The organism is Mesorhizobium sp. RIZ17 (genome assembly GCF_051127865.1).
In the GTDB taxonomy this organism is placed as follows: domain Bacteria; phylum Pseudomonadota; class Alphaproteobacteria; order Rhizobiales; family Rhizobiaceae; genus Mesorhizobium; species Mesorhizobium humile.
Genome location: NZ_CP147861.1, coordinates 6,201,600 through 6,214,722, shown reverse-complemented (window position 1 = coordinate 6,214,722; position 13,123 = coordinate 6,201,600). Strand labels below are relative to the sequence as shown.

General features: G+C 62.6%; 14 protein-coding genes and 1 tRNA gene. 9 read left to right on the top strand and 6 right to left on the bottom strand.

The window, feature by feature from the left end; genetic code table 11:
- The first annotated feature begins 17 nt into the window (after positions 1-17).
- The 5 genes from secDF to WDX12_RS30340 all read left to right on the top strand — a co-directional run bounded on the left by secDF (position 18) and on the right by WDX12_RS30340 (position 5,367).
- Positions 18-2,567, top strand: coding sequence for a protein translocase subunit SecDF (gene secDF / locus WDX12_RS30360; protein ID WP_320295454.1), 2,550 nt, complete (start codon positions 18-20; stop codon positions 2,565-2,567).
- 85 nt (positions 2,568-2,652) lie between these two features.
- The gene (locus WDX12_RS30355; protein ID WP_140646714.1) at positions 2,653-3,042 is read left to right on the top strand and encodes an Mth938-like domain-containing protein; all 390 of its coding nucleotides are present in this window, start codon (positions 2,653-2,655) and stop codon (positions 3,040-3,042) included.
- Positions 3,043-3,909 carry a phytoene/squalene synthase family protein gene (locus tag WDX12_RS30350; RefSeq protein WP_320295455.1) on the top strand — a complete coding sequence of 289 codons (867 nt, stop codon included), beginning with the start codon at positions 3,043-3,045 and terminating at the stop codon, positions 3,907-3,909.
- A gap of 82 nt (positions 3,910-3,991) precedes the next feature.
- On the top strand, positions 3,992-4,417 hold the full coding sequence (locus tag WDX12_RS30345; RefSeq protein ID WP_434723083.1) for a hypothetical protein: 426 nt from the start codon (positions 3,992-3,994) through the stop codon (positions 4,415-4,417).
- Positions 4,417-5,367, top strand: coding sequence for a sterol desaturase family protein (locus WDX12_RS30340; protein ID WP_434723082.1), 951 nt, complete (start codon positions 4,417-4,419; stop codon positions 5,365-5,367). The genes WDX12_RS30345 and WDX12_RS30340 overlap by 1 nt, the downstream gene beginning before the upstream one ends.
- 7 nt (positions 5,368-5,374) lie before the next feature.
- On the opposite strand, the gene WDX12_RS30335 is transcribed toward WDX12_RS30340, so the two are convergent.
- The 5 genes from WDX12_RS30335 to WDX12_RS30315 all read right to left on the bottom strand — a co-directional run bounded on the left by WDX12_RS30335 (position 5,375) and on the right by WDX12_RS30315 (position 8,274).
- Complete coding sequence (locus WDX12_RS30335) at positions 5,375-5,566, bottom strand: type II toxin-antitoxin system RelE/ParE family toxin (RefSeq protein WP_434725731.1); 192 nt, start codon at positions 5,564-5,566, stop codon at positions 5,375-5,377.
- A gap of 123 nt (positions 5,567-5,689) precedes the next feature.
- Positions 5,690-5,980 (bottom strand): type II toxin-antitoxin system ParD family antitoxin, encoded by a 291-nt coding sequence (locus WDX12_RS30330; RefSeq protein WP_320295458.1) that lies wholly within the window; start codon positions 5,978-5,980, stop codon positions 5,690-5,692.
- Between the two features lie 70 nt (positions 5,981-6,050).
- Positions 6,051-7,460 carry a methylenetetrahydrofolate--tRNA-(uracil(54)-C(5))-methyltransferase (FADH(2)-oxidizing) TrmFO gene (gene trmFO / locus WDX12_RS30325; protein ID WP_434723081.1) on the bottom strand — a complete coding sequence of 470 codons (1,410 nt, stop codon included), beginning with the start codon at positions 7,458-7,460 and terminating at the stop codon, positions 6,051-6,053.
- A 481-nt stretch (positions 7,461-7,941) separates the two neighbouring features.
- Entirely contained in the window at positions 7,942-8,082 is a 141-nt protein-coding gene (locus WDX12_RS30320; RefSeq protein ID WP_084508100.1) for a DUF1127 domain-containing protein, read from the bottom strand.
- Between the two features lie 51 nt (positions 8,083-8,133).
- Positions 8,134-8,274, bottom strand: coding sequence for a DUF1127 domain-containing protein (locus tag WDX12_RS30315; RefSeq protein ID WP_006335194.1), 141 nt, complete (start codon positions 8,272-8,274; stop codon positions 8,134-8,136).
- 235 nt (positions 8,275-8,509) lie between these two features.
- Here WDX12_RS30315 and WDX12_RS30310 point away from each other — a divergent pair, with 235 nt between their 5' ends.
- Both WDX12_RS30310 and WDX12_RS30305 read left to right on the top strand, forming a co-directional pair.
- Entirely contained in the window at positions 8,510-9,628 is a 1,119-nt protein-coding gene (locus WDX12_RS30310) for a DUF2157 domain-containing protein (RefSeq protein WP_434725730.1), read from the top strand.
- Positions 9,625-10,206, top strand: coding sequence for a GDYXXLXY domain-containing protein (locus WDX12_RS30305; protein ID WP_434723080.1), 582 nt, complete (start codon positions 9,625-9,627; stop codon positions 10,204-10,206). The genes WDX12_RS30310 and WDX12_RS30305 overlap by 4 nt, the downstream gene beginning before the upstream one ends.
- A 67-nt stretch (positions 10,207-10,273) precedes the next feature.
- On the opposite strand, the gene WDX12_RS30300 is transcribed toward WDX12_RS30305, so the two are convergent.
- A tRNA-Leu gene (locus WDX12_RS30300) sits at positions 10,274-10,358 on the bottom strand.
- Positions 10,359-10,804: 446 nt separating this feature from the next.
- Between WDX12_RS30300 and tig the strand changes: the two genes are divergently transcribed.
- Positions 10,805-12,304, top strand: a complete 1,500-nt coding sequence (gene tig / locus WDX12_RS30295) for a trigger factor (RefSeq protein ID WP_434723079.1) — start codon at positions 10,805-10,807, stop codon at positions 12,302-12,304.
- A gap of 177 nt (positions 12,305-12,481) precedes the next feature.
- On the top strand, positions 12,482-13,009 hold the full coding sequence (locus WDX12_RS30290) for a hypothetical protein (protein ID WP_320295462.1): 528 nt from the start codon (positions 12,482-12,484) through the stop codon (positions 13,007-13,009).
- Positions 13,010-13,123 lie beyond the last annotated feature (114 nt).

Sequence of the window (13,123 nt, the reverse complement as noted above, 5' to 3'; positions counted from 1 at the left end):
TGAACGGATAAGAACGAATGCTCTATTTCTCGCGCCTGAAGATGATCCTGATCTGGCTCGCCGTGGCCATCACAGTGATCCTCGCCGCGCCCAATCTTTTCCCGGCAAGCATGCTGGCGCAATTGCCCAGCTGGGTGCCGAAGCGGCAGATGACGCTCGGCCTCGACCTTCAGGGCGGTTCGCACATCCTGCTCCAGATGGATCAGAACGACCTGATCAAGGCGCAATTGGAGACGGCGCGTGACGAAATCCGGACGCTGCTGCGCGAGGCCAAGATTCAGTATACAGCACTAGGTGGAACGGGCCGAACCGTGCAGGTTCGCATCACGGATCCGACCCAGATCGATGCAGCAAAGACCGCGTTGAAGTCGCTGACCGCTCCCGTCGCTGCCGGCTTGTTCTCTGGCGGCTCTGTCCAGGAAATGGCGCTGGATGATTCCGAAGCTGGGTTGCTTAAATTCACTGTTACCGACGCCGGCATAAAATTTCGTACCTCGTCCGCTCTGGCGCAATCGATCGAAGTCGTGGAACGTCGCGTCAACGAATTGGGCACCACAGAGCCGATCGTTCAGCGGCAGGGAGACGACCGCATCCTGGTTCAGGTGCCGGGCCTGCAGGACCCGCAGAGGCTGAAGGAGATCATCGGCCAGACCGCCAAGCTGACCTTCCAGATGGTCGACGAGTCGATGCCGGCGCAGGATGCGGTGAAGAATCGTCCGCCGGCCGGTTCGTCGGTGCTCTATTCCCAGGACGATCCGCCGGTTCCCTATCTGATCGAAAACCGCGTTCTCGTTTCAGGGGAGGACCTTGCCAAGGCGTCGGCAACCTATGATTCCCGGAACAACGAACCGGTCGTTTCATTCACCTTCAACTCGAGAGGAGCGACCCGGTTCGGCCAGGCGACAGCTGCGAATGTCGGTAAGCGCTTCGCGATCATCCTTGACAATCAGGTCATTTCCGCGCCGCAAATTCGCGAACCAATTCTCGGCGGTTCTGGCCAGATTTCGGGCAACTTCACCGCCGAAAGCGCGAACGATCTTGCGGTTCTCCTGCGCGCCGGCGCGTTGCCGGCGAAGTTGACGGTGATCGAAGAACGTACCGTCGGTCCGGGCCTTGGCCAGGACTCGATCCATGCGGGCAAGGTTGCGGGCATCATCGGCTCGATTCTCGTCGTCGCCTTCATGTTCGTCGCCTATGGCTTCCTCGGCTTCCTCGCCAACATCGCGCTCGCTGTCCACGTGGCGATGATCGTGGCGGTGCTGTCGCTTTTGGGCGCAACGCTGACCTTACCCGGCATCGCCGGTATCGTGCTCACCATCGGCATGGCGGTGGACTCCAACGTTCTCATTTATGAGCGCATCCGCGAGGAGCGACGAAACGGCCGCTCGGTGATCCAGTCGATCGATACCGGTTTCTCCAAGGCGCTGGCGACGATCGTCGATTCCAACGTCACCTCGCTGATCGCCACCGTGGTGCTGTTCTGGCTGGGCACCGGCCCGGTCAAGGGTTTTGCCATCACCTATGCGATCGGCATTCTGACGACGGTCTTCACCGCTTTCACCTTCACCCGCATGCTGGTGTCGATGTGGCTGCGTCGCGCCCGGCCGAAGGAACTGCCACGCGCGCCGGTCACCTTCATTCCACCGGGCACAAAAATCCCGTTCATGGGCATCCGCCGCTGGACGTTCGCTTTGTCCAGCCTGTTGTCGATCCTGTCGGTCGTCGGGTTCCTGACCATCGACATCAATTACGGCATCGACTTCAAGGGCGGCTCGATGATCGAGGTGCAGTCCAAGCAGGGCGACGCCAATCTCGGCGACATCCGCAACCGGCTGTCCGAACTCAACATCGGCGAGATCCAGGTGCAGCAGTTTGGCGCGCCGAACGACGTCCTGATCCGCGTCGGTACGCAGGACGGCGGCGAGAACGCCGAGCAGACCGTCATCGACAAGGTGCGGGGCGAGTTGCAGGACCAGTACGACTTCCGCCGTGTCGAAGTGGTGGGACCGACGGTCTCCGGCGAACTCGCCAAGCAGGGCACGATCGCCATGCTGATCGCGCTGGTCGGCATCCTGCTCTATGTCTGGTTCCGCTTCGAGTGGCAGTTCGCGGTCGGCGCCATCGTCGCCACGGTGCACGATGTGGTGATGACGATCGGCTTCTTCGTCCTGACAGGGCTGGAGTTCAACCAGTCGTCGCTGGCGGCGATCCTGACCATCATCGGCTATTCGCTGAACGACACGATCGTGGTCTATGACCGCGTCCGCGAGGATCTGCGAAAATACAAGAAGATGCCGCTGCCGCAGCTCCTGAACAACGCCATCAACGAGACGCTGTCTCGAACCACGCTGACCTCGGTCACCACCATCCTGGCGCTGCTGGCGCTGGTGCTGTTCGGCGGCGAGGTGATCCGGTCCTTCACGATGGCGATGCTGTTCGGCGTGGTGTTCGGCACCTATTCGTCGATCTTCATTGCCGCGCCGCTGCTGATCCTGTTCCGGTTGCGGCCGCAGGCCGCCACCGAAGACGAGAAGAAGCCGGTCAACGGCAAGGCCGTGGCGACCTGACGTCGCCAGGGCCGGATGGTAAAGAGATAGAGCATGATGTCGTCCGAAAACCGCTTCACACTTTTCGGCATCATGCTCTAGACCCATGGCCAAAGGCATCATCATCCGCGAGGCGCATTTCCCCGGCAAGGCGCCGATCGAGGCCTATGGCAATGGCGGCTTCCGTTTTGCCGACATGTCGCATCGCGGATCGCTGCTCGTCCTGCCGTCAGGCATCCACGGCTGGGAGCCGGCCGATCCGCTGGCGCTGAAGGCCTCGGACTTCGACAGGCTGTTCGCCGAGGCCGGCAGGGTGGAGATCCTGCTGGTCGGCATGGGCAAGGAATTGCGGCCGCTGCCGGCGGCACTGCGCGCCGCGCTCAAGGAGGCCGGTATCTCGGCCGACCCGATGTCGACCGGAGCAGCGGTGCGGACCTATAACGTGCTGCTCGCCGAAGACCGCGCCGTGGCCGCAGCGCTGATCGCCGTCGACTGAATGGCCGGCACTCCCGACATCGTCAAGAATGGCGACATCGTCATGGGTGCGGCCCGGGCCGCCGACCATGACCGTTATCTGTCGGCGCTCTATGCGCCGGTCGACAAGCGCGACGCGCTGCTTGCCCTCTACGCCTTCAACGCCGAGATCGCCGGCGTGCGCGACCGCATCCATGAGCCGCTGCCGGGCGAGGTCAGGCTGCAATGGTGGCGCGACGTCATCGATGCCGACGGCACGGAGGAGACCGGCCATCCGATCGCCGACGCCCTGAAGGCCGCGATCGTCGGCAATCATCTGCCGAGATCCGCCTTCGACAACATGCTCGAGGCGCGCATCTTCGATCTCTATGACGATCCGATGCCGTCGCGGACCGACCTCGAGGGCTATTGCGGCGAAACGGCCGCGGCGCTGATCCAGCTTGCGGCGATGGTGCTCGACCCGGTCGCGGCGCCAGGCTTTGCCGAACTGGCGGGCCGAGCCGGTTGCGCGCAGGCGATCACCGGCCTGCTGCTTCTGCTGCCGCTGCACCGTCGGCGTAGACAATGTTTCGTGCCCGCGGACATCCTTTCGGCAGCCGGCACGACGCCGGAAGGGTTCGTCAAGGGAGAGGGCGGGGCCGCCGCGGAGCGCGCGATCGCTGCGATGATCGCGCTGGCGCGCGACCATCTCAACGCCTTCGAGAAAGGCGCGCCGGCGCTTCCCGTTGCGCTGCGGCCGGCCTTCCTGCCGCTGGCGCTGACCCGTGCCTATCTCGACAAGATGGAGAAGGCGGGCAGGTCGCCGCTCAGTACAACGGCGACGCTCTCCACCTTGCGCCGCCACTGGCTGCTCTTGCGTCATGCTATGCGGGGCTGGACGCCCCTTTGACGTAAACGTCAATCATGCTAGGGATTCCATTTGGGCGGACTCGCGTCAAAGAAATGCGGGCCGCTGGAGGAGTCGCCTTTCCATGAGCCTGCCAGTCCTGGTCGTCCTTGTCGTGTTCGGCATCGCCTTGTCCGTCGCGGCCGTGCACTTCACCGGTGGCACGACGACCGCGACGCTTGCCGGCGCCGACCACGCGCTCGCACGCTTTGCCGAGGATTTTCCCGATGAAAGGCCAGGCGCTGTGCGGCTGACAGCCGACGCCCATGCTGCGTTTCTCGATCTCGGCCCGCAGCGCTGCGGCATCGTCCAGAGCATTGGCGACTGTTTTCTGACGCGCATCGTCACGCCGCACGACATTCTGGCCCTGGCAAGGGAAAGGAACGCGGTCTCGCTGCGGCTCAATGATTTCACCTGGAAAGGCGGCAATTTCGTCTTTGCCGACGAAGCCGGCGCGCTCGCGGTGGCGGCGGCATTGCAGGGCCATGATGGGATCCGAAAGGCGGCGTGATGGACGAGTACAATTTCCCACAGGTGACCCAGCTTGCGATCCCGTTCTTCGTCGCCGCGATCCTGATCGAGCTCTGGCTGGTGCGCACCGGCCGCGCCAAGGGATCGTTCGAGACGCGCGACACGTTGGCCAGCCTGATGATGGGGACCGGCAATGTCGTTGCCGGCCTGCTGCTCGGCGTCGTGTCCTACTGGGCGCTGCTGTGGCTGTGGCAGTTCCGCTTCTTCAATCTCGGCCTGTCGATCTGGGTGTTCGTCGCCGCCTTCCTGCTCGATGATTTGCGCTACTACGTCTATCACCGCATCGCGCACCGGGTGCGCTGGGTGTGGGCCGAGCACGTCAACCATCATTCCAGCCAGCACTACAATCTGTCGACGGCGCTGAGGCAGAGCTGGACGGGGCTGTTCACCTTCACCTTCATCCTGCAGGCGCCGCTGGTGCTCGCCGGCTTCCATCCGGCGGTGATCGCCTTCGTCTTCGGCTTCAACCTCGTCTGGCAGTTCTGGATCCACACCGAGACGATCGGCAAGATGTGGGGCTGGTTCGAATTCATCTTCAACACGCCCTCGCACCACCGCGTCCACCACGCCACCAATCCGCGCTATCTCGACGCCAACTATGCCGGCACGCTGATCATCTGGGACCGCATGTTCGGCACCTTCGTCGCGGAGCTGGAGGAGGATCGGCCGCGCTACGGCATCGTCAAGAACATCGGCACCTTCAACCCGCTGAAGGTGGCCTTCCACGAATGGATCGGCATGTTCAAGGATGCGTTTGCGCCAGGGCTGACGTTCGGCCAACGCCTCAACTATCTCATCCAGCCGCCGGGCTGGAGCCATGATGGCTCGCGCGATACCTCGGAGACGCTGAAGGCGGCTTATGTGCGGAGGAATCCGGGAGAGGCGGGCAGGCCGGGGTTGCCGACTGCGAACGCCAAGCCTGCGGAGTAAGACCCCTTCAGGATGGAGCGCTCAACCCACCGTCGCGCATCAGTGCTTCATAGTCACGGCCGCCATAGAAGATGTTGAGTATGCGAACAACATCGTTTTCGACAACATAAGCTATGACGGCTGAATGCTCAAAAGGGACGGTTCGCAGACCTGATGCTATATCGTCACGAGAGCGCCCGCCGCGGGGTGCGTCACCGATGCTTTGGCAGCGGTCTTCTATGCGCAGAACGAATTCAGCGCTACAAGAGGATTTCCGCTGGCCTCGGCTATGTGCCTGAAAATGTTAGCGAGATCGTCTCTCGCGCTTTGGCGGTATTCGACTTCAAGCCGCTGAATCATCGACAGGGCTCGAATGCTCGGCAAACAGCCCTTGAAGATGAGCGCGCACTTGTTCTCCTGAAAGGTTCGGCCGCTTGTCCTCGATCGAAGCCTTCACCCGCGCCCGGATCGATGCCATGCGCTCGGCATGCTCTTCCTCCTCGCGCTGGAAGGCGCGTAGCGCTGCACGGATAACCTCGCTCGCCGACCCAAAAGACCCGTCCTCGACCTTTTCGCGAATCATTCGCGCCATGGCTGGCGTGACGGTGACGGACAGTTTCTCGGCGGCTTCCATGGCACAGCTCCTATCGAAGAGTAAGTAGGATAATATCCTACTTTGTACCATGGTGTCTAATGCGAAGCGGCTACTCGGCCGCCTCCGCCTGCGCCGGCAGTCCCAGCCACTCCCTGCAATCGGCCAGCGCGCGCGAGGTGATGGCGTGCCTTTTGGCGACGGTCTTGTCCTTGCCGCGCAGGCGCTTGCCCTCGACCTTCGGCGCTTCCGCCGGAGGGAACAGGCCGAAATTGACGTTCATCGGCTGGAAGGAGCGCTTGCCGGGCTCGTCGTCGGAGACGATATGACCGCCGGTGATGTGGTTCAGCAATGCGCCGAATGCGGTGGTCGAAGGCGGCAGCGACGGCGCCTGTCCAAGCCGTTCGGCGGCGGCGAAGCGCCCGGCGAGCAGGCCGATCGCGGCGCTTTCGACATAGCCTTCGCAGCCGGTGATCTGGCCGGCAAAGCGCAGGCCCGGCCGCGACTTCAGCTGCAGCGAGGGGTCGAGCAGGGTCGGGGAGTTGATGTAGGTGTTGCGGTGCAGGCCGCCGAGCCGCGCGAAGTCGGCGTTCTCAAGCCCCGGAATGGTGCGGAAGATGCGCACCTGTTCGGCATGCTTCAGCTTGGTCTGGAAACCAACCATGTTGTAGAGCGTGCCCAGCGCATTGTCCTGGCGAAGCTGCACCACCGCATAGGCCTTGACCGTCGGATTATGGACGTTGGTCAGGCCCATCGGCTTCATCGGCCCGTAGCGCAAGGTCTCGACGCCGCGCTCGGCCATCACCTCGATCGGCAGGCAGCCGTCGAAATAAGGCGTGCCTTCCCACTCTTTGAACTCGGTCTTCTGGCCTTCCAGAAGCGCCGCCACGAAGGTGAGATACTGGTCCTTGTCCATCGGGCAGTTGATGTAGTCCTTGCCAGTGCCGCCGGGGCCGACCTTGTCGTAGCGCGACTGGAACCAGGCCGTGTTCATGTCGATCGTGTCGAAATGCACGATCGGCGCGATGGCGTCGAAGAAGGCAAGCGCATCGGCGCCGGTCGCCTCGGCGATCGACTGCGCCAGCGAAGGCGCCGTCAGCGGGCCGGTGGCGACGATAGCCTGGTCCCAATCCTCGGGCGGCAGTCCCGGCACTTCCTCGCGTTGGATGGTGATCAGCGGATGCGCCTCGATCCCCGCGGTGACCGCATCGGAAAAGCCGTCACGGTCGACCGCCAACGCGCCGCCGGCCGGAACCTGATGCGCGTCGCCGGCGCTCATGATCAGCGAGCCGGCGAGCCGCATTTCGGCATGCAGCAGGCCGACGGCGTTGTTTTGGGCGTCGTCGGAGCGGAAGGAATTGGAGCAGACGAGCTCGGCCAGACCGTCGGTCTTGTGGGCGTCGGTGCCGCGCACGGGGCGCATCTCATGCAGAACGACGGGAACGCCGGCCTCGGCGATCTGCCATGCGGCCTCGGAGCCGGCGAGGCCGCCGCCGATGACGTGTACGGGATTTTTGCTCATGAGCGCCGGAATAGTCGCTTGGCGGCACGATTGCAATTGCCGGCCGGCAACGGCGCCGCCTGCCCTCGATATCCCTGAAGCATGATCTTTTTCCGAAAACCGGTTCCCACTTTTCGGGATCATGCTCTGAAAACAACAACACCCGCCGGGGGAGGAGGTCCGGCGGGTGTCGTTTTGGGGGTCGATCCTCGGGAGGAGGTGAAGATCGACCTTATTCGTCATTGCCGGGGAGGAGGTCGGCTTCGACGAAATCTCTTTCGCTTTTGAGGGCGAAAATTCCTTTCGCCTTTGAGAAGGGGCGAAACCTTCGAAGACGAACTTCGTTCGCTTGGATGACGAACTTCGTTCACTTCTGGAACAACGCCCGCCGGGGGAGGAGGTCCGGCGGGCGCCGTTTCGGTGGTCAACCCTCGGGAGGAGGTGAGGGTTGGCCGTATCCGTCAGGGTCGGGGAGGAGGTCGACCCTGGCGAAATTCCTTGCTTAGATCGCCTTGCGGGCGACCATCTTGATCTCGTCGCGAACGATGCCGAGATCGTGGAGCTGGCGGTTCGAAAGCCGACCCAGCTCGGTAACGGTGTCGCGGTAAACGCGCCAGTTACGATAGCTGCGGATCAGGTTCATTGTGTTAACTCTCTTCAAAACTGGCTCGGACCATTTGCGGTCCGAAGCGGATTAGACCGCCTTGCGGGCTACGTAGTGGATGTCGCTGCGGCTGATGCCCAGGTCGGTCAGTTCACGGTTCGACAGGCGGCTCAGCTCGGAGACGGTGTCCCGGTAGCGGCGCCAGTTGCGGTAGTTGCGGATCAGGTTCATGGTAGTTCTCGTTTCGTCTTTGGTTCGGATCATTCCGTTTGTGTACGAATAGAAAATAGGTGGGGTCATATCGATTTAAAAGTGCCGTTGGCGCATGGCAGCAATGCAAATTGTGCAATGCAACATTAACGGCCATTCACGCCTGCGTCACGAAGAAGACCGAATCGGAAAATGCCGCAGCGTCAACGGCTTGGCTGTTCCGGCTAAGGGAATGACCGGGTTTTTGGGGGAAGGCATGGCGGGCTATGCGGCACGAGTGAGGGCGGATATCGCCCGCTGGCGGGAGAGAGGGCTGATCGATCCCGCCACGGCGGAAGCATTGACGAGCGACATCGCCGCCAATGAGCGAGCGTCGCTGAGTTTCGGTTCCATCCTGGCGATGATGGCGGCGCTTTTGTTCGGCGCGGCGATCCTGATTTTCGTCGCTGCCAACTGGGAGGTCATCCCGCGTCTCGTTCGCGTGGCGGCGCTGTTTGCCCTCATCCTCGGTGGCTATGTCGGCGGCGCGGTGCTGAAGACGCGCGACCATGCCGCGATCGGCGAGGCGCTGTGGATCGTCGCCGCCGCCGCCTTCGGCGGCTCGATTGCGCTGATCGGCCAGATGTATCACCTCTCGGGCGACGAGGCCTCGGCGCTGTTGACATGGTGCGCCGGCACGGCGCTGGCGGCGGTGGCGCTGCGTTCCAATCCGCTGACGGTGGCGGCGGTTGGCATTGCCGATGCCTGGCTGGTTCTCAAGGGGTTCGGCTTCTACTGGCGAGCGGAAATTCCGCACCTCTTCATCGTCATGGCGATCGTCCTGTTCGCCATTTCGTTCTGGACGCGCAGCCGGGCGGCACGCCACCTCATCATCCTGTCGGTGGTTCTCTATCTGGTTTTGCTGGCGACGGATCATGACACGCTGCCGGTAGCGATGTCTCTGGCCATCGTGTCGTCGCTGCTCTTTGTCGCCGCCGTCTTTGCGGGCGATCCGATCGATAGGATCCTTCAACTGGACGGCCGACTGCCGTTGCACGCCTTGTTCGGTTTCCTCACCGGCATGGCGATCATCCAGTTCGAGCTGGCGGATGAAAGCACCTACAACAGCGGTTTCGCCGTCGCCTCGATCGTGGCGCTTGCCGGCATCGTGGCGTCAATCATCCAGGCTGGCCGCGAGAGCAGGGGGCTGCGCTGGCTGGCCTATGCCGGCTTCGCCTTCGAACTCGCCATCATCTACGGCGTCACCTTGCGGTCGATGCTCGATACGGCCGGATTCTTCCTGGCCGCGGCTGTGCTGCTCGGCATCCTGGCGCTGATCATCATCCGCGTCGAGAAACGCATGAGGGCGCCCACGGAGAAGGGAGCAACGGCATGACCGGCAAGAAACTGATCGTCTCGGCGCTGGTGCTGGCGCTTGTCCAGATCGGCTTTCTCAGCTGGATCATCGCCGGCCGGGCCGCGATCCTGCGCAACGGCAAGGAAGTGCTTCTGAAAGTCGAGCCCATCGATCCGCGCGATCTCCTGCGCGGCGACTACGTCTCGTTGAACAACACCATTTCGCGCGTCTCGGTGAAGCTGATCGCCAACATTCCGCAAGGCGCGTTTTCCAGCGACGACGGCTCGATCACGGTGCGATTGAAGAAGGGCGCTGACGGTTACTGGCAGCCGACGGCGGCCTGGTTCGGCAAAGCGCCGGCCCCGGCCGGAGCGGACGAGGCGGATATCGCCGGACATGTCGCCGCGGGCTGGGACCTGCGCAGCCCCGACGCGACGATCGCACCGGACTACGGGATCGATCGATTCTATGTGCCCGAAGGCGAGGGCATGGCGATCCAGGACGACATGCGCGTGCGGCCGTTCGGCATCAAGCTCGCGCTAGCGTCCGACGGCACGGCGCAGATCAAGGCGCTGATGGACGGCGACAAGACGCTGTTCGAGGAGCCGCTTTATTAGTCCTCAGCCGCCAAGGCTAGGAGACAGGGCTGGCTGGCTAGCAACCCGAAGCTCGAAGAGCGAAGGCTGGTGCGGATGAAGGGACTCGAACCCCCACGCCTTTCGGCACTGGAACCTAAATCCAGGGCGTCTACCAATTCCGCCACATCCGCTTTCCCCGGCAATCCCATGTAGCCATCATTCTGTCAATGTCGCGGCTCAAGCCATGCTTATCCGGCTAAAGCGCGTTGCGTCGAAACGGGTTCAGGCGACGCGCCTTAAGTCTTTGTTGTGATGCATGCCGTTTTCCCAAAACCGCTGCGCGCTTTTGGGCGACATGCATTGGAGCGAAGATAGTTGAAAATTGGCCTAGCCTGTGACAAAAGGCGTGTCGAATGTGACGGAACGTGAGTTTCCGCTTCTGCAAGATGTGAAAAGTTGTAGGAAAAACAAAAACTTATTCGCATCCGGCAAAGCGTAGTTCAGGAGAGTTTGAACCGCGCTAGCGGTCAAATCGCCAGGTTCCGTCCCAAAAGCCATTTCCGGCAAGATCATACCGGCAGGCTGTAAACGGCTACGACCGTTTGGCAGTCTCGTTGTTGAAAACAAAGGTTCTAGGATGCAGGTCACCGAAACGCTCAACTCCGGTCTCAAGCGCGAGATCAAGATCACCGTGCCGGCCGGTGACATGGAAGCCAAGCTGATGGCGCGGCTGACCGACGCCCGCGACAAGGTGCGCATCAACGGCTTCCGCCCGGGCAAGGTGCCGGTGCAGCACCTGCGCAAGATGTATGGCAAGTCGTTCATGGCCGAGGTCGTCAACGAGATCCTCAACGACTCGACCCGTTCGATCATTTCGGGGCGCGGCGAAAAGGCCGCCATGCAGCCCGAGGTGATCATGACCGAGGACGAGAAGGAGGCCGAGAAGATCCTGGCCGGCGGCACCGATTTCGAATTCAGCCTCAACTACGAAGTCATCCCGGCGATCGAGATCAAGGATTTCTCCGACATCAAGGTGACCCGTCAAGTCTATGACGTGCCGGACACGGAAGTCGAGGATCAGGTCAAGCGCGTCGCCGAATCGGCGCGCAGCTACGAGCCGAAGACCGGCAAGGCCGCCGAGGGCGACCGCGTGAGCATCGACTATGTCGGCAAGATCGACGGCGAGGCTTTCGCCGGCGGCGCCGGCACCGATCAGCCGCTGGTGCTGGGCTCCAAGGAGTTCATCCCGGGCTTCGAGGACCAGCTAATCGGCGCGAAGGCCGGCGACGAGAAGCAGGTCACCGTCACTTTCCCCGAAAACTACCAGGCGGCGCATCTGGCCGGCAAGGAAGCCACCTTCGACGTCACCGTCAAGGAGGTGTCGGCGCCCGGCGCGCTCGAGGTCAATGACGAGACGGCCAAGAATCTCGGCCTGGAATCGCTGGAACGCCTGCGCGAGATCGTGCGCGGCCAGATCGAGAACCAGTTCGGCTCGATGACCCGCCAGAAGGTGAAGCGCCAGCTGCTCGACCAGCTCGACGCCGCCTATTCTTTCGAGGCGCCGTCCAAGCTCGTTGAGGCCGAGTTCAACAACATCTGGGCTCAGGTCAACCGTGACCTTGAAGCCGCAGGCCGCACTTTCACCGACGAAGAGACGACGGAAGAAGAGGCGCGCGCCGAATATATGCGCCTTGCCGAGCGCCGCGTGCGCCTCGGTCTCGTTCTGGCCGAAATCGGCGAGAAGGCCGGCGTCACCGTGTCGGACGAGGAACTGCAGCGCGGCCTATTCGAGCAGGTGCGCCGCTTCCCGGCCAACCAGCAGCAGGAAGCCTTCGAGTACTATCGCAGCAATCCGGAAGCCATCAACGCGCTGCGCGCGCCGATGTTCGAGGAGAAGGTCGTCGACTATCTGCTCGGCCAGATCTCGGTCAACGACGTCAAGGTCGGCAAGGACGAGCTGATGGCCGACGACGAGGAGGCCGAGACCGCGACCAAGGCGAAGCCGGCCAAGAAGGCTTCCTCGAAGAAGGCCGAAGCCAAGGCAAGCGAGGCAAAGGCGGGCGAAGCCGCCGACGAGGCGGAAGAGCCGAAGAAGAAGGCCGCGCCGAAGAAGAAGGCCGCCAAGGAAGCCGAGTAACAGGTTCCAATCCATCGATTTCGAAAGGCCGCCTCCGGGCGGCCTTTTTCGTTGAGAGGTACTTTATTGTGGCGGCGCGGCAACACAGACAACTTGTCTTGATGGCCCGCCGCTGGCGATACCAACCGTTGAACATTATCTGCGCTTCATCGCATTCGCGGGCGCTTGGAGGCATTGGTGAGACTGGGGTTCATGATGAGGGACGTGGTCGTCGCCGCGGCGCTCTTGTTTGCCGCAGCCGCCGGCGCTGCCCGGGCTGAGCAGGATCTCGGCAATTGGAGCGTTGGCGCTGGCAATGACGGCCAGATCACGGCATCGCTGCACGCCAGCAACAAGCTGATCACCGGCGGCGGAGCGTTGGGCTACAGTCCGGTGCTGACCTTGGCCTGCCGGCCCGATGGCGAACCGCGCTGGAGCGAATGGCTCCAGCTCAACGATGCCGTCTCCGCCAGCCGCAAGATCACCATCTCCGTCGTGGTCGACGGCGGCGGCAAAACCGATGAAAGCTGGTCGGTCGGCACGCGCGGCAGGACGCTGGTCAGGGATGGGGACGACGGCATCAAGCGTCTGGCTTCAGCGAACCGGCTGACGCTGTCGTGGCGCTTCGGCCTGCTGTCGGGACGCGGCGAGGCCGATTTCGAACTCGCGGGCCTTTCCGAGGCGATCGGCCAGATCGCGGCAAGCTGCAAAACCGATCCGCCTTGAGCGCTGCTGGCTGTAAACCTTCGCAAATGTTAGGTTTTCCTACCTGACCGATGGATTCCGTGGTATGTAGGTAACGCAATTCCACTGGGAGGGTGCGGATATTCCGCTCTGCCA